At 69.1% G+C, this 23,392-nt stretch carries 21 protein-coding genes and 3 pseudogenes; 15 read left to right on the top strand and 9 right to left on the bottom strand.

Annotated features, from left to right (window positions below):
- Nucleotides 1–101: 101 nt before the first annotated feature.
- Nucleotides 102–701, bottom strand: a complete 600-nt coding sequence (locus tag H6726_11285) for a hypothetical protein (protein ID MCB9658220.1) — start codon at nucleotides 699–701, stop codon at nucleotides 102–104.
- Nucleotides 702–899: 198 nt separating this feature from the next.
- On the opposite strand from H6726_11285, the gene H6726_11280 reads away from it, so the two are divergent.
- The 3 genes from H6726_11280 to H6726_11270 all read left to right on the top strand — a co-directional run bounded on the left by H6726_11280 (nucleotide 900) and on the right by H6726_11270 (nucleotide 3,840).
- The gene (locus H6726_11280; GenBank protein MCB9658219.1) at nucleotides 900–1,229 is read left to right on the top strand and encodes a hypothetical protein; all 330 of its coding nucleotides are present in this window, start codon (nucleotides 900–902) and stop codon (nucleotides 1,227–1,229) included.
- Nucleotides 1,222–2,079, top strand: a complete 858-nt coding sequence (locus tag H6726_11275) for an AAA family ATPase (GenBank protein MCB9658218.1) — start codon at nucleotides 1,222–1,224, stop codon at nucleotides 2,077–2,079. The genes H6726_11280 and H6726_11275 overlap by 8 nt, the downstream gene beginning before the upstream one ends.
- A gap of 453 nt (nucleotides 2,080–2,532) precedes the next feature.
- Nucleotides 2,533–3,840 (top strand): transposase, encoded by a 1,308-nt coding sequence (locus H6726_11270; protein ID MCB9658217.1) that lies wholly within the window; start codon nucleotides 2,533–2,535, stop codon nucleotides 3,838–3,840.
- A gap of 191 nt (nucleotides 3,841–4,031) precedes the next feature.
- Here the strand turns inward: H6726_11270 and H6726_11265 are convergent, their stop codons facing one another.
- Together H6726_11265 and H6726_11260 are read right to left on the bottom strand one after the other, a co-directional pair.
- Entirely contained in the window at nucleotides 4,032–4,499 is a 468-nt protein-coding gene (locus H6726_11265; protein MCB9658216.1) for a hypothetical protein, read from the bottom strand.
- A 44-nt stretch (nucleotides 4,500–4,543) separates the two neighbouring features.
- Nucleotides 4,544–8,788 (bottom strand): RHS repeat protein, encoded by a 4,245-nt coding sequence (locus tag H6726_11260; GenBank protein MCB9658215.1) that lies wholly within the window; start codon nucleotides 8,786–8,788, stop codon nucleotides 4,544–4,546.
- Nucleotides 8,789–9,029: 241 nt separating this feature from the next.
- On the opposite strand from H6726_11260, the gene H6726_11255 reads away from it, so the two are divergent.
- The 6 genes from H6726_11255 (at nucleotide 9,030) to H6726_11230 (ending at nucleotide 13,784) form a co-directional block, all read left to right on the top strand.
- Nucleotides 9,030–9,779 (top strand): DDE-type integrase/transposase/recombinase, encoded by a 750-nt coding sequence (locus tag H6726_11255; protein MCB9658214.1) that lies wholly within the window; start codon nucleotides 9,030–9,032, stop codon nucleotides 9,777–9,779.
- Nucleotides 9,780–9,913: 134 nt separating this feature from the next.
- Nucleotides 9,914–10,513, top strand: a complete 600-nt coding sequence (locus tag H6726_11250) for a hypothetical protein (protein ID MCB9658213.1) — start codon at nucleotides 9,914–9,916, stop codon at nucleotides 10,511–10,513.
- A 106-nt stretch (nucleotides 10,514–10,619) separates the two neighbouring features.
- Nucleotides 10,620–12,116: a DDE-type integrase/transposase/recombinase gene (locus H6726_11245; GenBank protein ID MCB9658212.1), complete on the top strand. Its 1,497-nt coding sequence runs from the start codon at nucleotides 10,620–10,622 to the stop codon at nucleotides 12,114–12,116.
- Nucleotides 12,106–12,942, top strand: coding sequence for an AAA family ATPase (locus H6726_11240; protein ID MCB9658211.1), 837 nt, complete (start codon nucleotides 12,106–12,108; stop codon nucleotides 12,940–12,942). Before H6726_11245 ends, H6726_11240 begins: the two co-directional genes overlap by 11 nt.
- Nucleotides 12,939–13,211, top strand: a complete 273-nt coding sequence (locus H6726_11235) for a hypothetical protein (GenBank protein ID MCB9658210.1) — start codon at nucleotides 12,939–12,941, stop codon at nucleotides 13,209–13,211. Before H6726_11240 ends, H6726_11235 begins: the two co-directional genes overlap by 4 nt.
- Before the next feature lie 255 nt (nucleotides 13,212–13,466).
- Entirely contained in the window at nucleotides 13,467–13,784 is a 318-nt protein-coding gene (locus H6726_11230) for a hypothetical protein (GenBank protein ID MCB9658209.1), read from the top strand.
- A gap of 189 nt (nucleotides 13,785–13,973) precedes the next feature.
- Here the strand turns inward: H6726_11230 and H6726_11225 are convergent, their stop codons facing one another.
- Complete coding sequence (locus H6726_11225) at nucleotides 13,974–15,140, bottom strand: KamA family radical SAM protein (GenBank protein ID MCB9658208.1); 1,167 nt, start codon at nucleotides 15,138–15,140, stop codon at nucleotides 13,974–13,976.
- A gap of 196 nt (nucleotides 15,141–15,336) precedes the next feature.
- On the opposite strand from H6726_11225, the pseudogene H6726_11220 reads away from it, so the two are divergent.
- The 4 genes and pseudogenes from H6726_11220 (at nucleotide 15,337) to H6726_11205 (ending at nucleotide 16,797) form a co-directional block, all read left to right on the top strand.
- A pseudogene (locus H6726_11220) lies at nucleotides 15,337–15,585 on the top strand (hypothetical protein).
- Between the two features lie 126 nt (nucleotides 15,586–15,711).
- Nucleotides 15,712–16,239: pseudogene (locus tag H6726_11215) on the top strand (hypothetical protein).
- 12 nt (nucleotides 16,240–16,251) lie between these two features.
- A pseudogene (locus H6726_11210) lies at nucleotides 16,252–16,524 on the top strand (hypothetical protein).
- Nucleotides 16,525–16,623: 99 nt separating this feature from the next.
- Nucleotides 16,624–16,797 (top strand): hypothetical protein, encoded by a 174-nt coding sequence (locus tag H6726_11205; GenBank protein MCB9658207.1) that lies wholly within the window; start codon nucleotides 16,624–16,626, stop codon nucleotides 16,795–16,797.
- Nucleotides 16,798–16,855: 58 nt separating this feature from the next.
- Here H6726_11205 and H6726_11200 read toward each other — a convergent pair whose 3' ends face one another.
- The 5 genes from H6726_11200 to H6726_11180 all read right to left on the bottom strand — a co-directional run bounded on the left by H6726_11200 (nucleotide 16,856) and on the right by H6726_11180 (nucleotide 20,225).
- Complete coding sequence (locus H6726_11200; protein MCB9658206.1) at nucleotides 16,856–17,353, bottom strand: nuclear transport factor 2 family protein; 498 nt, start codon at nucleotides 17,351–17,353, stop codon at nucleotides 16,856–16,858.
- 57 nt (nucleotides 17,354–17,410) lie between these two features.
- On the bottom strand, nucleotides 17,411–18,445 hold the full coding sequence (locus H6726_11195) for an inorganic phosphate transporter (protein ID MCB9658205.1): 1,035 nt from the start codon (nucleotides 18,443–18,445) through the stop codon (nucleotides 17,411–17,413).
- Nucleotides 18,438–19,079: a DUF47 family protein gene (locus tag H6726_11190; protein MCB9658204.1), complete on the bottom strand. Its 642-nt coding sequence runs from the start codon at nucleotides 19,077–19,079 to the stop codon at nucleotides 18,438–18,440. The genes H6726_11195 and H6726_11190 overlap by 8 nt, the downstream gene beginning before the upstream one ends.
- A 61-nt stretch (nucleotides 19,080–19,140) precedes the next feature.
- Entirely contained in the window at nucleotides 19,141–19,731 is a 591-nt protein-coding gene (locus H6726_11185) for a hypothetical protein (protein ID MCB9658203.1), read from the bottom strand.
- Between the two features lie 83 nt (nucleotides 19,732–19,814).
- Nucleotides 19,815–20,225, bottom strand: coding sequence for a nuclear transport factor 2 family protein (locus H6726_11180; protein MCB9658202.1), 411 nt, complete (start codon nucleotides 20,223–20,225; stop codon nucleotides 19,815–19,817).
- Nucleotides 20,226–20,291: 66 nt separating this feature from the next.
- Here H6726_11180 and H6726_11175 point away from each other — a divergent pair, with 66 nt between their 5' ends.
- Both H6726_11175 and H6726_11170 read left to right on the top strand, forming a co-directional pair.
- The gene (locus tag H6726_11175; protein ID MCB9658201.1) at nucleotides 20,292–22,058 is read left to right on the top strand and encodes a DUF1592 domain-containing protein; all 1,767 of its coding nucleotides are present in this window, start codon (nucleotides 20,292–20,294) and stop codon (nucleotides 22,056–22,058) included.
- A complete protein-coding gene (locus H6726_11170; protein ID MCB9658200.1) occupies nucleotides 22,058–23,392 on the top strand; it encodes a DUF1552 domain-containing protein in 1,335 nt (444 codons plus the stop codon). The genes H6726_11175 and H6726_11170 overlap by 1 nt, the downstream gene beginning before the upstream one ends.

The raw sequence follows: 23,392 nt of genomic DNA, 5'->3' as shown, positions 1-23,392 counted from the left end.
GTACCTCCTTCGTGAACGAGTCCGCGGGGTGACCGCGGAATCGACGAGTGAGGACCATAATCAGCCTTGTTTTATGCGGCCATCGCCATCCTCTGCGCGGCTCACCTCCCCATCGCGACTCGTGACGCTTCGGGCGCGACCGACCTCGTGGTCAGCGGCGAGACCAGTCGCAGCAGCCCCGTGACACGCTCGCTCAGCGAACCCACGAAGCGCTCGAGGAGCGACGCCGGTGCGTCCACGGCCGCGACGGGCTCAGCGAAGCGCCCCGCCATCTCCGCGAACCACGGGGTCCGGAAGAACTCCACCGCCCACCATAAGCGGTACCGCCGACGCGTCGCCCACGAGGGGGTGTCACGCGTCATCGCGATGGCCGGCGGCGTGCTGGTGTCGGCCGCGAATCCTGCGCTGACGAGCAACATGGCCAGCGCCGCGTAGACCTTCCGGCCGAGGAAGCGCACGGATGGGGGCGTCGCCCGGTGGCGGCACCCGTCCCGCCCGCAGCACAGCGAGAGCCGCTTCTCGTAGGCCCCTGCGGCCTCTCCCTCGGCGCTCAACCCGCGTGCCTTGCGGGGGTAGTTGGACACGTGGAGCCGACCACCGCAGCGGGGGCAGCCCGCCTCCCGCACACGCTCTGCCGCGCGCTCGTCTAGCGCCAGCAGCACCTCATGCACCTTGAACAGCAGCTCGACTTCATGCGACATCCGACCATCTCCCTGACTACGCGGTTGTGGAGATGGACCCTCTCGGATGCCTGCCAATAGTGGCGAGTTTTCTGAGGGGGTTTCTTATGCCCCCATCGCTATTCGTGACGCGCCTGGCCGCCCCCGCCCTCGAACTACGTGCTCGGGGTCATCGTGCGCACACAGCGTCGCGGCGACGGCACCGTCAGCGTCCACAACGTGCGCTTCGAAGTGCCCTCGCACTATCGCCACATCGAGCGCGTGCACGTGCGGGTCGCGCGCTGGGATCTCACGCGTGTGACGATGGTGGACCCGCGTCACGGCACCCCGCTCGCCGACCTCTTCCCGCTCGACAAGCAGCGCAACGCCGATGGCCATCGCAAGGCGGTCGATCCGACGCGAACGCTCGACGAGCCGCCCGCCGAGACGGGTATCGCCCCGCATCTGCAGCGCCTGATGGACAGAGCGGCAGAGACCGGTCTGCCCGCCGCCTACTTGCCGATGAGCCCCACGACTCCTTCACAACCTTCGGAAACGCCCCATGATTGACCCCCTCCGCTCCACCTTTGGTCTCCGCTTCCACCCCTTTCGCCCAGACGTGCCCGTCACCGCGCTCACCATCAGCGCGCAGGTCGAGGCCTTCCTCTTTCGCGTCGAACAGCAGGTGCGCGATGGTGGCTTCGCCTGCATCACCGGGCAGCCCGGCACCGGGAAGTCCGCCGCGCTGCGACTGCTCGCCGAGCGTATCGACGGCATCAAGGACGCCACCGTTGGCGTGCTCACGCGACCCCATAGCAACAACGCCGACTTCTACCGCGAGCTCGGCCACCTCTTCGGCGTGTCCCTCTCGCCGCACAACCGCTGGGCAGGCTCCAAAGTCTTGCGCGAGACCTGGCTCGCCCACATCGACCAGACGCGCACGCGCCCCGTGCTGCTCGTTGACGAGGCCCAGGAGATGAAGGGCAGCGCCCTCGCCGAGCTGCGCTTGCTCTCTTCGATGAACCTCGACGCGCGTGCGCTCCTGACCGTCGTCCTCGCTGGCGACGACCGACTGACCGCCAAGCTGCGGACCCCCGACGCGCTCCCTATCGAGAGCCGCATCCGCTCCCGTCTACACCTCGACTACGCCAGCAACGAACAGATCCAAGGGGCCCTCCAGCGTCTCCTCGAGCACGCCGGCAGGCCCGACCTCATGTCCGACGGCGTCCTCGTCGCCATCGCCCAGCACGCCCAGGGCAACATGCGCGCCGCCATGACCATGGCCGACAACCTCCTCGCCCACGCACTCCAGCATGACCTCCCAGGCGTCGACGAGCAGGTCTTCTTCGAGGTCTTCCGTGTGCCTGACGACCGCACAGCAAGGCCAACCAAGACCAAGACACGTCGCGTCTCGGCCTGACCCCCGGGCATGAAGATGGCCGCGCGCGCGGCCATCTTCATGCCCACAAACCCATCGCGTTGCGCGCCCGGCGACCCATCTCTCCTGCGCGCCGAACCCATCAACTATCCGGCGCCGAAACCCATCGGTGTACCGTGAGCGCCCCATCGCGGAGCGTGCTCCCCCGTCCATCGAATATCGCTCCCCGGCTCAACGTGTGCCGCAGCAGGTCCCCCGCGTCATACGCGTAGCGCGTCGTCAGCCCACCCTCCGTCACCGAAGACAGCCGGTCCAGCGCGTCGTACTGATACGTGCGCGTCTGCCCCGCGTGCAGCCCGCCGGCTTGCTGCTCCGGCCGCGCCGTGCGGTGGCGGAATCCTCAGAGGGCAGCCGACACCGGGACTGCCCTCGGTCCTCGTCCCTATTCGATTCTCAATGAACCCGGGCGGACGCCAGGACACGCTGCGCGCGCCCATGACGACGGCCCACCAAACCTACGACCATCGCCTCCGCGTCGCTATCGCGAAGACGGGCGACGCTCATCTTTTCCGCGACGTGGCCATCCCCGCCTCGACCCGTCGCTCGTGGACCACCCGGCCCATGCCCAACGTCGTCGCTCTGCACGAAGAAGACCTGCTGGTGGTCGACCTGCATGTCACTCTCGCGCAGGCACAGGCCGCCAACGCGAAGCTCCGCGCCATCATCCGTTTGCTGCTCGCCTTGGTCGCAACCCTCGGTGGCCGCCTCACCGACCGTCGCGTTCCCGAAGCCCACCACAAGCGCCGCCTGCTCTCGGCCATCCACCGTGCCTCGCCGGCCCTTGGGCGCACGGCCGCGCTCCGCATCCTGGGCCTGACGGCGGCGCGCATCCGCGACTGGGAGCGCCGCAGCCTCGCGTGCACGCTCGACGACGCCCCCTCCTGCCCCAAGCACTCGCCCCACCAACTCACCCGGGAAGAGCGCGGCACCATCCGCCGCTACGCCGAAGACCTCGCCCTCCGCCACCTCTCCACCGTCTCCCTCGCGCTCCTCGCCTCGCGGCACGGTCACCTCGTCGCCGCCGTCTCCACCTGGCTCCGCGAGATCCACCGCCTCGGCATCCAACGCCCGCGCAAGCGCCTGCACCCCCGCCGCTCCAAGGTCGGCGTCCGCGCATCGCGCCCGAACGAGCTCTGGCACATCGACGCATCCCGCGTCCGCCTCCTCGACGGCACCGTCCGCTGGCTCCACGGAGTCATCGACAACCACTCCCGCAAGATCCTCGCTTGGACTGTCGGAACCTCCTGCCGCGCAGCAGCCACCGAGGTCCTGCTCCGCCAAGCGATAGCGCACCTGCCCGCAGGCAGCCCGCCCGTCACGGTCATCACCGATGGCGGCTCCGAGAACACTACGGTCGGCCATCCCGACTTCGCAGGCCTGCTCCATCAAGTCCGCGCCCAGGTCGACGTCACCTTCTCCAACAGCATGATTGAGAGCTTCTGGAACCAGCTCAAGCACCGCTGGCTCTTCCTTCATGAACTCGACTCCGAGGAGACCCTCGTCCGCCTCACCGGCTTGTACGTCCAGGACCACAACACGCTCATCCCGAGGGCTGCACTCGGAGGTCGCACGCCCGACGAGGTCTACAGCGAAAGAGAGCCGGACCTGCCCGAGCGAATCGCCGCCGATGCCGTGCTTGCGAGACGCCAACGGCTCCTCTCCAACCAGGCCATCGCCGGATGCGGAGGCTGCGACGGACCTGTCCGAACCGCCCCACGAAGGGAGGTACTCGACAGTCCGTAGCCGCTCAGCCAAGCTCATCACAATCTCACTTCAGCCCTTGTTTCATGCTCTGCGCGCACTTGCGCGCTCCTGGTGGGGGGAGGTCCTGACGCATCGCACCGCGCACTTGCGCGCTTCTGGTGGGGGGAGGTCCTGACGCATCGCACCGCGCTTCTGGTGAGGGGAGGTCCTGACGCATCGCACCGCGACCGTCATCCCGTTGTCGCTGATGGGTCACGGTGCAGCGCCTGGTGCACGGCTGCCACGACTTCTTCGAGAAGCGGCGCAAGATGCCTGGCTGGTGGTGTGGTCACGAACGATAGGCAGACTTCGAAGGGGTCAACATACACAGGCTGCGGCGAAGATGGCCTCAGCCGCACCGCAATGCGCCCGCAGAGTCGACTACGAGGGTCATCACAAATAAGCCAGTAGCCACCGAAACGATTGACAAGAAACTCGCCAACAAAGACGGCCAGGAGACTCGTTATCCATGGGACGTCTTCGACTTCCACGTTCTGTTCGCGCATGAACAGGTCAATCTCGTGAAGAGCCGACGGCGGGTCCGCGACCACACGCGACGGTGGCACAACACCTATGTCTGCGGCAAAATCGGCGAGACGGTCGAACCTCGTTGCCATGAAGTCATCGAAGACAGACTGCTCTGTACGCACGTTGATCATGATGTGGGCTCTGAAACGGACACATCGAACACTATCGCTACATACTATTGATAAACGATGTATGCAACGTTGTGTGCCGTGAGGAAGTCGGCTAGTGCCTGACTCGGAGGCGCGTCAATGAACACCCAGCGCGGGTCGAAGCCGCCAGGGTGGTGGGTCTGCAGCCACGCATCGCGCAGCACCTGCTCTTGGATCTCGGGACTCAGTGGAACGGCGCCCCGCTGGGGCGCACCGTGGACTGTGCGCCAACGCAGATACGTCTTGACTTCCAATCCGAGCACACCGTTCGTCCCGACGACCGGCGCGTCGACGAAGCGCCCTCCCCCGCTCACCCCCGCACCCTGAGCGGGCACACTAAAGTGCTGTTGGCCGGCCGACCCATAGAGTTCCTGAACATACTGTTCACCGCCTTGCCACAAGGACTTGCCTCGCAGATTCCGAACCTGACGAAGCGTCAGCGTCGTCGGGTTCCCGGTAGTCAGCAGGAGCGGCGGAGTCGGCGTACTACCAGGCGATGGTGTGGTGGCGCCACTGCCGCTGGTGCTCGCGACCGATGCGCCTGGCGCTGCTTCTACGGTCACCCCGACGCCCCGCCCAATGCGGCCCAAGGCGCTCAAGGTCTTCCCCAACACGACCCCCCCGAGGGCCATCAGCCCCTCGGTGGTCACGTTGGCCCAGGCATCGAAGTCGCCGAGGGAGAGCGACAAGGCGCGTCGCATCTGCACCATCGGAGACATCGGCATCGTCGCTCCGAGCGGGTCAGTGATTAAGTGCTGGATGTTTCCAGCGCAGAAGCCCAGGTAGGCCTCGATGATGGCGTACGCATGCTCCCCGGCGTCTGCGAAGAACCCCTGTGCTCGGCCGACGTTGACCTCCGCCGCCTGCGAGTCGCCGAGGATGAACGCCAACGCGCCTCCGGCAGCGGTCATGGCGCCCGCGCCCAAGTACGAGCCACCTAGGAATGTGTGGCCTGCAAGGTCCGCTACGCCCCCCGCCATGTCGATGATCGCGTTCGCGCCCTGCTCGATCCCCAAGTTCGTGCGCAGAAGCCTGTTCTGCAAGAAGGCGGGGTCTGCCATTGGCACATCGAGTGCCTCCGCTTGGGCGCGACGAGCGGCAGCGGCTTCTGCGCGGTGTCCTCGCCACGCTTGTAGGTCCGACATCATGTTCTCGAGAGCGTTCGGGTTCGCCGACGTGGCGTCTCCGTCGTTCCCCGCCGTGACCTCGGTGTGCTCGTCGACGCGCCGCCCCGACCGCACGCTGGAGTAGATCGCGTTGTAAGCCTGTGCGGGCATGGCGCCGCCAGAGATGACGCTGTACGTCCCGCGAGGCGCGGGCGGCGGCGGGCGCGTTGCTTGCGTCTGGGGTGCGGGGGCCGCGGACGACGGGCTCGGCCCGCCGAGCGGGATGACGCTCGAGTCCTCGGGGTACGGAATCCCCCCTTGGCCTCCTGCCGCCTGTTCGCACTTATCTTTGCCGCTCGTGCAGCCGCCCGGGTACACCTCCGTCCAGTGCCCGGTCGGGTCCCAGTACGTCGCCGGGTTCCCAAGCGCGTACGCGTACCGGTTCTGCGTCGCGGGCGAGCCTCCACTGCCCAGCCACGTGTCCTGCGTCACAAACCGCCCCGTCTCCGGGTCGTAGTGACGCGCGTTCATGTAGATGAGGCCCGTCTCCGTGTCGGTCTCGTGCCCCGTGTACACCTGCCGGTTGACGGGGTCGCTGCCGCTGCGCACCGCGCCGAACGGGTCCAGGCGGTAGCTGGTCAGCACGTCGCCGGGTGTGTCCGCGCCGCCGCTCCCGGCGGTGAGCGCGCCCGTGTTGCCGCGGCCGTCCAGGTGGTAGTAGCGCTCTTCGCCGCCGCCCTCGTCCAGGCGCGCGAGGCCCAGCGCGTAGTGGTAGTGCCCGAGCGGTGTCCCGGCGCCTCCGCCGCTCACCTCGTGCTCGTCCAGGGTGGAGAGCCCGTCGTACACCGTCTCGATGTCGCCGCGCTGCGTGCCGTGCTGCCGCACCCGGCGGCCTAGGGCGTCGTACTCGTACTGGCCTTGGCTCACCTCCGCGCCTGCCGGGCCCGCGAGCACTTCGCTCAGCTGGTTCTGCACCGTGTAGCGGTACAGCGTCTGCTCGCCGCCGGCTGCGCTGTCCACGCGGCTCAGGCGGTTGCCGTTCGCGTCGTGCGCGTACGTCACCGTCCGCGTCGCGCCGCCCGTCTCGCTCAGCGTCGTCAGCCGGTTCGCGCCGTCGTAGTCGTACACGCGCCGCGCGAGCTCCTGCCCGCCGCCGTCCTGCACGTCCTCCACGCGCCGGTTGTAGCCGCGTGCGCCGCTCAGCTCGAACGCGTAACGCGTCTCTCGGATGTCCTCCGGCCCCGGTGTCGCGCCCGTCTCGCGCCGGTGCAGCGTCATGCGGTCCAGCGCGTCGTACGTGTACTCGTTGCGCTCCTCCGAGCCGCCCTCCGTCACCGTCTCCAGCGTACGGTTCCCGTTGTGGTCGTACGCATACCCGTACGCCAAGAACGGCGTCCCGCCGCGCGTGTGCGTCACCCCCGTCAGCCGCCGTGTCGCCGCGTCGTACCCGAACGTCGCCACCGTCCCGTTCGGGTTCGTCACCGTCGACACCAGGTCCTCGTGCTCCACGTACGAAACGTCCACACGGTCCCCGTCCAGCTCCGCCCAGTCGATGCGCCCCAGCGCGTCGTACTGATACAGCGTCGTCCCCCCGCTGCTCGCCTGCGCCATCTGCCGCAGGCTGTCGTTGTACGTGTACGTCACGTCCCGACCGCGCTGCCCGTGCCGCGTCATCCGCCCGAACGCGTCGTGGTCCCACGTCAGCTCACGCGTGAACGCGGCCCCGCCGCCGTCCGGCTCCAGCGTCTCCGTCACCGCCGTGACGCAGTCCCCGCCGTCGTACGCCGCGTGCGTCGACAGCAACCGCGGCAGCCCCGCCGCCACCTCGCCCAGCGGCGCCGGCAGCGTCACGTCCGTCAGGCGACCGAGCCCGTCGTACGTCAGCGTCGTCTCCTGCCCCAGCGGGTCCCGCACCAGCCGCGCGTTCCCCTCGCCGTCGTAGTTCTCGTACGCCGTCACCAGCGCAGGCTCGCCCTCCGCCATGTGCTGAATCATCGCCGTCGCCCGCCCCAGCACGTCGTACGTCGTCTCCGTGTGCCGGTCCTCCGGGTCGTACGTGTGCCGCAGCAGGTCCCCCGCGTCATACGCGTAGCGCGTCGTCAGCCCACCCTCCGTCACCGAAGACAGCCGGTCCAGCGCGTCGTACTGATACGTGCGCGTCTGCCCCGCGTGCAGCCCGCCGGCTTGCTGCTCCGGGCGCGTCAGCTCCGCCAAGAGCCCCGCCGCGTTGCGCCGCATCGTCGTCGTCTCGCCCCCGAACGTCACCGTCTGCGTGCGCTGCTGGTCGTTGTACGCGATGGTCGTCACCCCGCCCGGCGCCGTCACCTGCACCGCGCGACCCACCCCGTCGTACTGCGTCGTCGTCTCCCGACCGTCCGGCCCCGTCGCCAGCCGCGGCAGGTGCCGGTCGTTGTACTCCCACGTGGATACGCTGCCGTAGCGGTCCTCCAGCCGGCTCAGGCGGCTCGCGTCCGTGTACTGCATCGACGCCAGCGTCACCCCCGCCCGCGTCACGCTCGTCGTCCGGTACAGCTCGTCCAGCCCCAGCGTCGACGTGTACCCGCGCCGGTCCCGCAGCTCCGTCATCACCCCCACGTGGTTGTACTCCATCGTCGCGTACAGCGACTCCGGGAAGTCCACCCGCCGCAGCCGGTCAAGCTCGTCGTGCGTGAACCGCACCACCGAGCCCCGCCGGTCCTGCGCCTCGATCGTCAGACCGCTCTGCGTGTAGCGCACGTAGCTGCTCTGACCCAGCGCGTCGGTCGTCTTCCAGGGCAATCCGTTGGCGTCGTACTCCACCGACGTCGTCGACCCCCGGTAGTCCCGGAACTCCAGCACGCGCCCCATACCGTCGTACGACACCACGGCGGCCGAGCGCTCGAGCGTGTGACCCACGGCGTCCGTCGTCGTCAACAAGCGGTCTTCGGCGTCGTAGGTGAAGCGCGTGATCAACCCCGCGTCACGCGGGTTGCTGCGCGTCTCCACCTGCCCGTTGGGCGTGTAGGTCATGTTCACGGCCGCGCCGCTCGGGTCCACCGCCCGCGTCAGGCGCCCGAGGGCGTCGCGCATGGCGATCCAGTCCTCGCCGTCACCGTCGTTCATGTGGATGACGTTGCCGTGACCGTCGCGCCGGTAGCGCGTGTGGTAGTGGTCGGCGTCCTCCACGTCCTGAACGCGCCCCTCTCTCAGAGGACAGTCGACACCGCGACTGCCCTCTGTCTTCTCTCCTATTCGATTCTCAATGAACCCGGGCGGTCACGAGGACACGCTGCGCGCGCCCATGACCACGGCCCGCCAAACCTACGACCATCGCCTCCGCCTCGCCATCGCAACGAGCGGCGACGCACACCTTTTCCGCGACGTGGCCATCCCAGCGTCTACCCGTCGCTCGTGGACTACGCGGGCTATGCCCAACGTCGTCGCTCTGCACGACGAAGACCGCCTGGTGGTCGACCTGCATGTCGCGCTCGCGCAGGCACAGGCCGCCAACGCGAAGCTCCGCGCCATCATCCGTTTGCTCCTCGCCCTCGTCGCAGTTCTCGGGGGTCGTCTCCATGACCGCCGCGTTCCCGAAGCGCACCACAAGCGCCGTCTGCTCGCCGCTGTCCGGCACACCTCGCCAGCGCTTGGTCGTCCAGCTGCCCTCCGCATTCTCGGCCTCACCCCGGAGCGCGTTCGCAATTGGGAGCGCCGCAGCCTCGCGTGCACGCTCGACGACGCCCCCTCCTGCCCCAAGCACTCGCCCCACCAACTCACCCGGGAAGAGCGCGGCACCATCCGCCGCTACGCCAAAGACCTCGCCCTCCGCCACCTCTCCACCGTCTCCCTCGCGCTCCTCGCCGCGCGCCACGGTCATCTCTTCGCGGCCGTCTCCACCTGGCTCCGCGAGATCCACCGCCTCGGCATCCAGCGCCCCGGCAGACGCCTGCACCCACGCCGCTCCAAGGTCGGCGTCCGTGCATCGCGGCCGAACGAACTCTGGCACATCGACGCATCCCGCATCCGCCTCCTCGACGGCACTGTCCGATGGCTCCACGGCATCATCGACAACCACTCCCGCAAGATCCTCGCGTGGACCGTCGGCACCTCCTGCCGCGCAGCCGCGACCGAAGCCCTGCTCCGCCAAGCGGTGGCCTACCTGACCCCGAGCACGTAGTTCGAGGGCGGGGGCGGCCAGGCGCGTCACGAATAGCGATGGGGGCATAAGAAACCCCCTCAGAAAACTCGCCACTATTGGCAGGCATCCGAGAGGGTCCATCTCCACAACCGCGTAGTCAGGGAGATGGTCGGATGTCGCATGAAGTCGAGCTGCTGTTCAAGGTGCATGAGGTGCTGCTGGCGCTAGACGAGCGCGCGGCAGAGCGTGTGCGGGAGGCGGGCTGCCCCCGCTGCGGTGGTCGGCTCCACGTGTCCAACTACCCCCGCAAGGCACGCGGGTTGAGCGCCGAGGGAGAGGCCGCAGGGGCCTACGAGAAGCGGCTCTCGCTGTGCTGCGGGCGGGACGGGTGCCGCCACCGGGCGACGCCCCCATCCGTGCGCTTCCTCGGCCGGAAGGTCTACGCGGCGCTGGCCATGTTGCTCGTCAGCGCAGGATTCGCGGCCGACACCAGCACGCCGCCGGCCATCGCGATGACGCGTGACACCCCCTCGTGGGCGACGCGTCGGCGGTACCGCTTATGGTGGGCGGTGGAGTTCTTCCGGACCCCGTGGTTCGCGGAGATGGCGGGGCGCTTCGCTGAGCCCGTCGCGGCCGTGGACGCACCGGCGTCGCTCCTCGAGCGCTTCGTGGGTTCGCTGAGCGAGCGTGTCACGGGGCTGCTGCGACTGGTCTCGCCGCTGACCACGAGGTCGGTCGCGCCCGAAGCGTCACGAGTCGCGATGGGGAGGTGAGCCGCGCAGAGGATGGCGATGGCCGCATAAAACAAGGCTGATTATGGTCCTCACTCGTCGATTCCGCGGTCACCCCGCGGACTCGTTCACGAAGGAGGTACAGGTCATGTCAGACAAGACGCACGCGTCATCGAGTGTGCGATGGGCTCGCTTTCGCTTTCAGGTGGTGGGTCCGCTCTTCGTGGAGCCCCCCGCCGCTGGCATGCTGGTGCAGGCTCTCGACGAGTTGGCGTCACGCAGCTACGAGCACCCCACCAAGCCGGGAGTGCGCGTCCAGTTCTCGCGCTCGGCGATCGAGCGTTGGTTCTACGCGGCGCGCAACGCGACCGGTGACCCGGTGGGCAAGCTCGCGCGCAAGGTCCACGCGCACGCGGGGACGCACCCGACGATGTCGGCGGCGGTGGAGGACGCGCTCACCAAGCAGCACCGCGCGCACCCGAGCTGGACCTATCAGCTGCACTACGACAACCTCGTGGCGCTCGCGAAGAAGCAGCCCGAGCTGGGCACCGTGCCGAGCGTGGCGACCGTGCGGCGCTTCATGAAGCGCCGTGGGCTCCTCAAGGTGCGCAAGCCTCGGCGTCGCCGAGGGCAGCCTGCGGACGAGCCCGTGTTCGAGGCGCGCGAGCGGCGCAGCTTCGAGGTCGGTCACGTGCACGCCCTCTGGCACGCGGACTTCCACGTGGGCTCACGCCGCGTGGTCGAGCCGGACGGGACGTACTCCCAGGTCGTGCTGCTCGGCTTCCTCGACGACGCGTCGCGCATCGCTTGCCACGTGCAGTGGTACCGCGAAGAGAGCGCCGAGGCGTTCGTGCACGGGCTACAGCAGGCGCTCCAGAAGCGCGGCATGCCGCGGGCGCTGCTCACCGACAATGGCCAGTCGATGCAAGCCCACGAGGTGCACGAGGGGCTCGAGCGTCTGGGCATCGTCCACCCCACCACGCTCCCCTACTGCCCCGAGCAGAACGGCAAGCAGGAGTCCTTCTGGGGTCGCGTCGAGGGGCGCTTGCTGCCCATGCTCGAGGGCGAGCGCGAGCTGACGCTCGCCCGCCTGAACCAAGCGACGCAGGCGTGGGTCGAGCTCGAGTACCACCGTGAGGTCCACAGCGAGCTCGGCATGACGCCGCTCGAGCGCATGCTGCAAGGCCCATCCGCGAGCCGCCCATCGTGGTCCAGCGACAAGCTGCGCCGGGCCTTCCGCATGGAGGTGCAGCGCACGCAGCGGCGTAGCGACGGGACCCTCACCGTCGCGGGCGTGCGCTTCGAGATTCCGTCTCGCTACCGCGTGCTGCTCCGTCCGGTCGTGCGCTACGCGCGCTGGGACCTGTCCACGGTCGACCTCGTCGACGAGCGCCACGGCACCCACCTCGCGACCCTGCTGCCGCTCGACAAGACCGCGAACGCCACCGGTGCCCGCCGCGTCGTCGAACCCGTCTCCCCACCGGGGGTCGTCGACGACCCGTACGTCGGCGTCGCGCCCCTCCTCGAAGCGCTGATGGAGGACTACGCCGCTACCGGCCTCCCGCCCGCCTATGTCCCGCTCGCGGAGTCCACCGACGAGCCGAAGTCCACCGACACCACCCCCGAAGAGACACATGAATCCTAAGCTCCAAGCCCTCTACGGCCTCAAGTTCCATCCCTTCCGTGCCGACATCCCCACCGAGGCGCTCTTCGTCTCGCCGGCCGTCGACGCCTTCTGTCGTCGCGTCGAATTCAGCCTGACCGATGGGGGATTCGCCATGGTCACCGGAGACCCCGGCGCCGGAAAGTCCATTGCCTTGCGCGTCCTCGAAGACCGCCTCCGTCGCCGACAAGACCTCATCGTCGGCACCATCGAGCGGCCCATCGGGCGCGCCTCCGACTTCTATCGCGAGCTCGGCGACATCTTCGGCGTGAGCCTCCATGGACACAACCGATGGGCCGGATTCAAGTCCCTGCGCGAGAAGTGGAGCGAGCACATCGCCACCACCCTCACCCGGCCCGTCCTCATCGTCGACGAGGCGCAGGAGATGATCTCCGGCGTCTTCACCGAGCTCCGCCTCCTCTCCAGCAAGAGCCTCGACGCGCGCTCTCTCCTCTGCGTCGTCTTCGCTGGCGATGCCCGGCTGCCCGACCGCTTCCGCGCTCCCGACCTGCTCCCTCTTGGCTCCAGGATCCGTCGACGACTCAAGCTCGAGCCCGCGGGTCGCGATGAACTCGCCGCTTGCCTCGACCATCTCCTCGACGCCGCCGGGGCCCCCCAGCTGATGACCACCGAGTTGCGCACCACCCTCGCCGAGCACGCTGCGGGCAACTACCGCGTGCTCATGAACCTGGCCGACGAGCTACTCACCGTCGCCGCCGAGCGCGACCTGCCGAGGCTCGACGAGAAACTCTTTCTCGAGGTCTTCGCCACGCCGGCACCGGCCCGCGCAGCTGGACGCAAGCGGTGAATCCTCTCGACCCCCGCGTGGTCCACTACGCTCCGGAGGTCGCTCCTCTGGTCGCGCTGCTGGCCGTCGTCAACGCCGCCGACGCCGCCCTGGTGGTCGTCCACGCGCTCGAGCGTGTCGAAGGCTGCCCCTCTACCGAGGTGCGTCTCGCCCGTCGTCTACGCGCCGCCCTCGCGGGATCCTCGAAGGCCACCCAAGCCTACCTCGACTACGTGGTGGAGCTCGCCATCCCGCCCCCGCGCGCGGACCCAGACGCCGACCCCTTCTGACTCGAGACGCCCGCCAGGAACCCTGGCGGGCGTCGTCGTCTTCGGGCCAGGGCACGCGCGCCACACGTCCATCATGATTCGTGATCGGAGGCCCATCATGTCACGTGACGCCACTCAGCCTACCTGCCCGCAGGCAGCCCGCCCGTCACCGTCGTCACGGACGGCGGCTCCGAGAACACCACCGTCAGCCACGCAGACTTCGCCGGGCTGCTCCATCAGGTCCGCGCCCAGGTCGACGTGGTCTTCTCGAACAGCATGATCGAGAGCCTCTGGAACCAGCTCAAGCACCGCTGGCTCTTCCTTCATGAACTCGACTCCGAGGAGACTCTCGTCCGCCTCACCGCCATGTACGTCGAGGATCACAACACCCTCATCCCGAGAGCCGCACTCGGAGGTCGAACTCCCGACGAGGTCTACACCGACGTCGAGCCCGACCTGCCCGAGCGAATCGCCGCCGATGCCGTGCTTGCGAGACGCCAACGGCTCCTCTCCAACCAGGCCCGTGCCGGATGCGGAGGCTGCGACGGACCTGTCCGAACCGCCCCACGAAGGGAGGTGCTCGACAGTCCGTAGCCGCTCAGCCAAGCTCATCACAATCTCACTTCAGCCCTTGTTTCATGCTCTACGCGCACTTGCGCGCTCCTGGTGGGGGGAGGTCCTGACGCATCGCAGCGCGCACTTGCACGCTTCTGGTGGGGGGAGGTCCTGACGCATCGCAGCGCGTTCATCGCCCGCTTCGACGCGCTCTAGCGCTCCCCCGCCTCACCCAGGCGGGTCGATGTAGTCCACCAGCTCGCCGCGGAAGGTGCGCAGCGTGGTGCTGCCCTCCCCGCGCGCCACCACCGTCTCGGGCCCCACGGGCACCTTCCCGCGCCCGTTCGGGGTGTCCACGATGAACTTGGGCAGCGCGATTCCGCTCAGCCGCCCCTGCAGCGCGCCCATGATGTCGACCCCCGTGCTCAGGGGGGTGCGCAGGTGACCGGTGCCACGCACGGGGTCCATCTGCAGCAGGTAGTACGGGCGGACGCGCCGCTTCACCAAGCCGCGGAAGAGCGCCTCGAGGGTGTCGGCGCTGTCGTTCACGCCGCGCAGCAGCACCGCCTGGTTCATGACCGGGAAGCCGCCATCCACCAGGCGGGCCAGGGCCGCGGTGGACTCGGGCGTGAGCTCCTGCGGGTGGTTGAAGTGGGTCATGACCCAGATGCTCGGGTGCGCCGCGCGCAGCGCCTGCACCAGCTCGTCCGTGATGCGCTGGGGGATGGTCACTGGCGCGCGGGTGGCGAGGCGCACGTTGGTGAGGTGCTCGATGCGCGCGAGGCGTTCGAACAGGCGCGCGATGCGACCCGTGCTCATCACCAGCGGGTCGCCACCCGACACGATGACCTCCTGCACCTCGGGGTGACTCTCGATGTACGCGAACGCCTCGGCCAGCGCGTCCAGCGAGCGCGCGCCGCCGCCGTCGCCCACCATCCGGCTGCGCGTGCAGAAGCGGCAGTACACGGCGCAGCGGTCCGTCGCCAGGAGCAGCACGCGGTCCGGGTAGCGCTGCACCAAGTGTGGGGCCACCTCGTGCGCCTCTTCGCCCAGCGGGTCACGCAGGTCGCCGGGCACCTCGTGGCCCTCGCTCGCCACGGGCACGCACTGGCGGCGGATGGGGCACGCCGGGTCGGTCTTGCTGGCGAGGCCCAGATAGTACGGCGTGACCGACATGGGGAAGCCTCCGGCCAGCGCACGCGCGGCCCCCTCGCGCTCGCTGGGCGTCAGCTGCAGGGCGGCCTCGAGCCCCTCGAGCGTGGTCACGGCCTCACGCGCTTGGACACGCCAGTCGTCCGCTGCCGCGTGGCCGGGGGCGGCGTCGGCGTCGGACGAAGGGCCGAGCACGCTGGGGCGCTGCACCAGGAGCGGGAGTGAGCTGTGAACACGAGACACGCGGGCCGAGTATGGCGGCGATGGGGGGCCGGCGCGAGCGGGCGGCCTCCCACGGGGCCTCGCACGCGCGTGAGGCCGAAGCCGCAGCCCGCGTCGATGCAGGCCACGCCGCGTCCACGCCGCGCGTATACACGTGGAATACGCTTTGTCCGGCGCGCATGATCCGTTCCGGAGCGCCCGGGTCTACAGTGGTTGCATGAACTTCTCACCTTGGACTACCTCCGGCACCCGCAGCGGCTCACCCAGCGCGCGGGCGCTGCGCATCGCGAGCCTGGCCTTTCTGGGCGCGGCCCTCACCGGTTGCCCGCTGGAGGACAACCCGGACAGTGGCCCGCCGCGTGGCGACGGCGGCATGGCCTGCACGGCCGAGTACGCGCCTGTGTGCGGCGTGGATGGCGTGACCTACGGCAACGCGTGCACGGCGAACGCGCACGGCGTCCTGGTGTCGCACTACGGACCGTGTGAAGACCAGGTCGTGCGCTGCGGCGGCGTCTACGGCGACACCTGTTCCCCCTACGAATACTGCGACTACGGCACGGACGCGGGCGTGGCCGACCTGATCGCCCCGCCCATGTTCGACGGCGGCACCATGCCCCCGCCCCCGCCCAGCGGTGTGTGCCGCCCGCGCGAGGTGACCTACTGCACCGACGACTCGGGCTGCCCCAGCGACCAGTACTGCCAGCTGTCCGGCACCGGCATCGACCTCCCCGTCCCCACCCCCGGCGGCGATGTCCCCGAGTTCATCCCCGCTCCAATCGACGCCGGCATCATCATCGCGGTGGACGCAGGTGGTCCGCGTGACGCGGCGGTGAGCCACACGGACGCGGGCGCCCCGCCCCTCGGCATCTGCCAGCCGCGCGAGGTGCGCTACTGCTACAGCGTCGACGACCCCATCTGCCGCGAGGGCGAGTACTGCGACCTGAGCGACGTGGCCATCGACTTCGCCCCGCCCGAGCCCGGCAACCCGGGCGCGGACCCCGCGCTGCCCATCATCGCGCCGCCCCCGGGGGTGTGCCGTCCCGACGTGGACCCGCCGGGCTGTCCGGACATCGACGACTTCGTGTGCGCGACCAACGGCATCACCTATCAGAACGCATGCGTGGCCGAGTCGATGAACGCGACGGTGGCGTACCCGGGCCGCTGCGTCCCCGGCGGGCAGCGCAGCTGTGGGGGTTGGGTGGGCGACACCTGCGCCGACGACGAGTACTGCTACTTCGAGCCCGCGACGTACTGCGACTACGCCGACGCGTCGGGTGTCTGCGCGCCGCGCCCGGAGGCCTGCACCCAGGAGTACGCGCCAGTGTGCGGCTGCAACGGCGTGACCTACGGCAACGCCTGCGACGCGGCAGGCAACGGCACGTCGGTGGCGACCTACGGGCCGTGCCAGACCGACCCGGCGCCCGGTGGCGAGGGCGCGGACTGCGGCGGCATTGCAGGCCTCGGCTGCAACGCGGGGCTGTTCTGCAACTACCCGCCCGACGCCATGTGCGGCGCCGCCGACCAGCTGGGCGTGTGCACGGTGCCTCCCCAGGCCTGTCCCGACATCTGGGCGCCCGTGTGCGGCTGCAACGGTCAGATCTACGGCAACGACTGTGAAGCCGCGGCCGCCGGCATGTCCGTCGGGCCCACCAGCAACTGCCGCAACATGACCCCCTGAGCCTCGCGACACGAGGAGCGGCACCCGGGCTGCCGGGGTTGGACGAGCGCCTCCGTGCTCAGCCGACCTTGGGCAGCCCGCTGCCCATGTGGAGGGCCTTCAGCGCGCGGTCCTTGTAGCCCAGCGTGGTGGTGGACACGACGCGGAAGACCGCCTGCTGGATGCGCCAGCCTGCTTCGGTCTTCACGTAGGCGTCTATGTAGTACCCGCCGATGACGTTCAGGATCTGCGCGTTGGTGTCCAGCAGGTGGTAGGTGAGCCCCCAGATGCCCGTCGCGCGGCCACCGTCCTGCACCTCGATCTGCGGCGGGCCGCCGTGGTGGATCTCCACGATGTTGGGCTGACAGCCGACCTTCTCGAACACCGCGTACAGGTCGTCGCGGTGCCGCACAAGGCCGACGGGGCCGTCGTAGTCGATCAACACCTCGCCTTCGACGAAGCAGTCGCGCACGGCCTCCACGTTCTTCTGGTCGCAGCTGTACCAGTAGTGGGCCTTGAGCTTCTTGATGGCCTCGATGTCCTCGAGGCGCTCGATGCGGCGGAGCAAGTCGTCCATGCGGGCGACTGTAGCAGCCGCCCCGTCCCTGTCAGCGTCCTCGACCGGGGGCGCGTCTCACCCGACGTTGCCGAAGCCGAGATCCAGCAGCTCCATGGAGATCCATGCCAGCGCAGCGCTCGCGGGCAACGTGACAATCCACGCGACGAGGATGTTGCCGGCCACGCCCCAGCGCACGGCCGAGAGCCGCTTGCTGGCGCCCACACCCATGATGCAGGCGTTGATGCAGTGCGTGGTGGACACTGGGATGCCCAACAGGCTGGCCCCGAAGATGGTGGCCGCGCCGCTGGTCTCGGCCGCGAAGCCCTGCAGCGGCGAGATGCGAATGATCTTGGACCCCATGGTCTTGATGATGCGCTTGCCACCCGCTGCCGTACCGAGCCCAATGGCGGCCGCGCAGGCGACCACCACCCACTGGGGCACGTGCTCGGGGCTGGTGGGGAGCACCCAGTCGGGCACGCCCGTGTGACCCCCGGCCATGAACGCCACCAGCGCGAGGGTGATGATGCCCATGGACTTCTGCGCGTCGTTCGAGCCGTGCGAGAACGCCATCATCATGGCGGAGACCAGCTGGAGGCGGCGCGAGATGGTGTGCACCAAGGCGGGCTTCACACGTCGGAAGATCCACGTGAGCGCCACCATGAAGAAGAACGCGAGAACGAAGCCGATGGTGGGGGAGGCCACGAGGGGCACGAGGATCTTCTGCTTGAGCGCGCCCCAGTAGAAAGCGTCCACGCCCCCATGCGCCACGACGGCCCCAGCCAGCCCGCCCACCAGCGCGTGGCTGGAGCTGGACGGGATGCCGTACCACCACGTGATGATGTTCCACACCGACGCCCCGATGAGCGCCGCCAGCACCACGAGCTGTGTGACGATCGCGGGGTCGGTGAAACCGCTGGCGATGGTGCGCGCCACGGCCGTCCCGGTCACGGCGCCCGCGAAGTTGAGCGCGGCTGCGATGAGCACGGCTGTGCGCATGGGCAGCACGCCGGTGGACACGACGGTAGCGATGGCGTTCGCGGCGTCGTGGAAGCCGTTGATGTAGTCGAAGATGATGGCCGCCACGATGACGGCGATGAGGAGACTAACCATGCTTGACGGCGAGGTTGCGGAGCGTGTGGGCGACGCGGTCGAAGCGGTCGATGGCGTCCTCGAGGGCGTCGAGGACCTCCTTCTCGCGCAAGAGCACCTTGGCCTCCACGTTGGCGTCGTGGAACAGGTCGCTCACGGCGGCGCGGAACACCAGGTCCCCCTCCTTCTCGAGCGCCCGCAGCGAGCGAGACTCTTCGATGAGCTTGCCGTACTGCCGCTTCCGTAGCTCGGGCATGGAGCGGTTGAGCACCGTGGAGCACTTCTCCAGCGTCTCCATGAGGCTGACCATGGGCGCCGTCGGACGCTTGACGCCGTAGAGGACGCACACGCGCGCGGCGTGGTTCATCATGTCGATGATGTCGTCCATCTCGGTCGCCAGCAGGTGCAGGTCCTCGCGATCGAGGGGCGTCACGAAGGTCCGTGCCAGCGCGTCCTCGAGCTCGTAGAGCACACCGTCTGCCGTGTGTTCGATGGCCTGGACGGCCTCACGCACCTCCTCGGCGGTGACGCTGGCGTCGCGGAAGCGCAAGAGCGCGCTGGCGCACTCTTCGGCGAGCGTGGCCTGGCGCTCCAGGAACGTGAAGAAGTGGTCCTCTTTGGGAAGGAACCAGTCGATGACCGCCTGTAAGCCCATGAGCGCCGGGGGTAGAGGATGAGACCCCGCCGGTCAAGGGGTCTTGCCAACTCTCTCGATCCTACTCGGCGGCCAACTCGCCCTCGAGCGCGACATCCGTGTCGCCCGCGGACTCGACCGGGGCACGGATGGGCAACTGGACGGCCGTGGCCTCGCGGGCGCCGCGCTTCTTCTTGACGCCGCGCGGCTTGGCGCCCGCCTCGGAGGGGGTGCTGCGCACGCGCCCGACCGCGTCCTCCAGGGTGGGCTGACCCAAGGCGAACACCTTGGCGTACGCCAGGGCACGACTGCTGCTGCCGAGCAGGTGCTCGCTGCGGGACTTGACCACCTGCCGTGCGTCCTCGAGGGCTCGGTCGAGGGCCTCCACCTCGGCCTGCGCGTGGAGCAGCGCGATCACGTCCGCCTCGAGGGAGGCTCGGTCCACGTCGGGGAAACGCACGTCGGCGAAGGGTCCACGGAACAGCGCGAGGACGTCCTGCGCCAGCGCGGGCGTGGGGTCGATCTCGACGTCGGGACGAGCGTGACCGGGCGCCGACGCGAGGACCGGCTTGGTGCCGTGGGTGTCCTCGGCGGGGTCGCCAACGGCAACATCCGCGGAATCGGAGGCAGAGGAGGAGTCGACGGGGAGAGGGGCGCGGGAAGACGGGCTCATGAATACCTCACGGGGCTGGGAGCCGCCGCAGCGGCTGTACACCCGTTCAGTACCCCAGCGCACCCGAACGCGCAAGATACTCGTCAGACCAGCGTGGCCTCGCCGTCGTCCTCGTCGCCCTCGTCGATGACCCCTTCGTAGTAGAAGCGCTCCTCCACGATCCGGTCTCCCGACCAGCGCTGGACCGCGACCTCCTCCATCCGCATCCAGCGGTCCTCGGCGGTCTTGTAGCGGATCTGCCACTCGATGAAGGCGCGGCCGCTCCCTTCGTTGCAGGCCACCGCGAGGGCGCGGCAGTGAGGCGGCGCGGGCTGCCTCGCGAGAGACTCCCGCTCGAACGCGGCGCAGGCGACGCGGCCAGCTCGCGCCAGCTCGTGGTTCTCGAACACGACGACGTCGTCGGCGTAGAAGCGGTCGATCGCGTCGACGGAGCGGCCGGCCTCGACGAGCGCGATGAGCTGGGCGACATGGTCGTTCAGGGGGGTGGTGGGCACGCGGCATCTGACCCCGAAATGCACTCCGTGTCTACCACTCGAAAGATTCGATGATACAATCGCCCGGTGAGACGATTTTCGCTCGATTCCCGGCGTGTCCTGCGCGCGCTGTTCTGGCTGGGACTGTGCCTCGGTGGCTGCGACACCGTGGGCACCATCGGCACCGCGCCGGCGGATCGTCCGCCGCCCGCAGAGCCCGAGCTGCCCCCGCCACCGTTCCAGCCAGCGCCCGCACAGCTGCAACGCCTGACGGGTGAGCAGTTCGACAACGCCGTGCGCGACTTGTACGGCGCAGACATCGTCAGCGCCCTGCCGCTCGAGCCCGACGTCCGCGAGGGTGGGTTCTTCGCGGTAGGCGCCAGCATCGACAGCGTCTCGGGGGCGGGTGTCGGCCAGTACGAGGCGCAAGCGCTCTCCATCGGCGAGCAGGCCATGGCGGAAGGGCCCACGCGCCAGACGCTCGTCGGCTGCACGCCGAGCGCCGTCCGCGACGACGCGTGTGCCCGCAGCTTCATCACGCGCCAGGGGCGCCTGACGTACCGGCGCGCGTTGACCGAGGACGAGATCGCCCGGTTCGTGACCCTGGCGGGTGAGGCCGCGACCGTACGCGGCGACTTCTACCGGGGTCTCAGCCTGGTAGTCGCCGCGCAGCTCCAGTCGCCGTACTTCCTCTATCGCCACGAGCTCGGAGACGAGGTCGCGCCGGAGGGGGCCGAGCAACCCGGGGTGCGGGAGCTTCGTGGCACACAGCTGGCCAGCCGCCTGAGCTTCTTCCTCTGGAACACGACCCCGGACGCAGCGCTGCTCGACGCGGCCGAGAGCGGGGCGCTGGACACGCCAGAGGGTCTCGAGGCCGAGGCGCGCAGACTCCTCGACAACCCTCGCGCGCGTGCCGCGGTGCGTTCGTTCTTCTCCGAGATGCTCGAGCTGGACAAGCTGGACGACCTCTCCAAGGACCGCAACGCGTTCCTGCACTATTCGCCCCTGGTCGGCCCGGCGGCGCGCGAAGAGACGCTGCGCACCATCGAGGACCACGTGTTCGAGGAGGAGGGCGACTACCGAGACCTGATGACGACGCGCACGACGTTCATCGACCGGACGCTGGCCGCCATCTACGAGGTGCCCGCGCCAGCGCGGGAGGGCTTCGCACGCTTCGAGCACCCGGAGGGCGGTCCGCGTCGCGGCATCCTGGGGCAGCTGTCGTTCCTGGCGCTGCGCGCGCACGCGGTGCGCTCGTCACCCACCCTGCGTGGTCGCTTCGTGCGCATCAACCTGCTGTGCACCAACGTGCCGCCGCCGCCCGCCAACGTAGCGGTCGACCTGAGCGACACCGACCCCACCCTGTCCGTACGCGACCAGCTCTTCGAGCACCGCGAGAACCCAGTCTGTGCCAGCTGTCACGCGCTGATGGACCCGATCGGGCTCGGCTTCGAGAACTTCGACGGCCTGGGTCAGCACCGAGACATCGAGTGGCTGCTGACCTTCGGCCCCGACGGCGACGTGGTGCGCGACGAGAACGGGGACCGGGTGCTCCAGCGGGGTCAGGTCATCGACGCGACCGGCGACCTGGATGGCGTTCCCTTCGCCAACCCCTACGAGCTGACGGAGGCGTTGCGCAACCACCCAGACCTGCCGCGCTGCTTGACCCGCAGCGTCTACCGCTACGCGACCGGACACGTGGAGGTCGACACCGAAGCCATCGAACTCCGTGCGCTGCGTACGCAGTTCGCTGCGGCCGGCTACCGCGTGAAGGAGCTCCTGGTCCAGGTCGCGTTGTCCCCCGGGTTCCGCCGCGCGAGCGGTCTCCGCACGATCACCGAGGAGGAGAACTGATGCGTTCGAAGAAGCTGAGCCGGCGCACCATGCTGAAGGGCATCCTCGGCGGCGGCGCCGCCGTCACCATCGGCATGCCCATGCTGGAGATGTTCTGCAACGGCAACGGCACCGCGCTCGCCGACGGTTCGCCCTTCCCGAAGCGCTTTGGAGCCTGGATCTGGGGCAACGGAAACATCCCCGAGCGGTGGACGCCGCTGTCCACGGGCCGAGACTACGCGCTGAGCGAGCAGCTGCGCGGGCTCGCGCCAGTGCGTTCGGACGTGACCGTCGTGTCGGGCACGATCGCAGCGTCCGTGGCGCGTGAGCCCCACCTCGATGGTTCGGCATCGTTCCTGTCGGGGACCCCCATCACCTCGACGGGACAGCACACCATCGAGGCCGCCACCATCGACGTGATCGCGCGCGAACGCATCGGCGGCGTGACGGCGTTCAGCTCACTCCAGGCCGGCGTGCAGCCGGGGCTCGGCAACTCCACCGTGAGCGTCAACGGTCCAGGCAGCGCGAACCCGGCGACGGTGGACCCGCTGACGCTGTATCAGCTGATCTTCGGCGAGGGCTTCGCGCTGCCGGGCGAGGAGCCGGTCATCGACCCGATGTGGCAGCTGCGTCGGAGCGCGCTCAGCTCTGTGATGGAGGAGTCGGCCAGCCTGCGCGCGCAGCTCGGCACGCACGACCAGCGCCGCTTGGACGAGCACCTGACGGGGGTACGCGAGCTGGAGCTCCGCCTGTTGCGCTTCGAAGAGGACCCTCCGAACCTCGCCTCGTGCGCGCTGCCGGCGGTCCCCGCGGCCGACTACCCCGAGGTGAACAGCCGCCCGCAGATGAGCGTACGGCATCGGCTCATGGCGGACATGCTCACGATGGCCATGGCGTGCGACCGAACGCGCGTGGTCCACATGATGTTCACGCCCGGCGGCAGCAACGTGCGCTTTCCGGGTGTGGCCACGGGCCACCACGAGCTCAGCCACAAGATCGACGCCGTCTCGCAGGACCAGCTCACGCTCATCGTTCAGCAGATCATCGACGAGTACGCGTACTTCGTGCAGGCGCTCGCCAACGTCCCCGAGGGCGACGGGCGACTCCTGGACAACCTCGCGCTGCTCGCCACGAGCGACTGTTCGTTCGGCGCGGAGCACGAGATCACGGAGTACCCCATCCTCATCGCGGGCAACGCGGGCGGCGCGCTGGTCACCGGTCAGCATCTGCGCGCGATCGGCGAGGTGGCGAGCAAGGTGTCGTTCTCGCTGCTGCGCGCCGTGGGCGCCACGGTAGACCGCTTCGGTGTCAACGAGGCCGAGGCCACCACCGGGCTGAGCGGGCTAGAGGTGTGA

The organism is Sandaracinaceae bacterium, from assembly GCA_020633055.1.
Taxonomy (GTDB): Bacteria; Myxococcota_A; Polyangia; order Polyangiales; family Houyiibacteriaceae; genus JADJJE01.
This window is presented reverse-complemented; position numbering and strand designations above follow the sequence as displayed.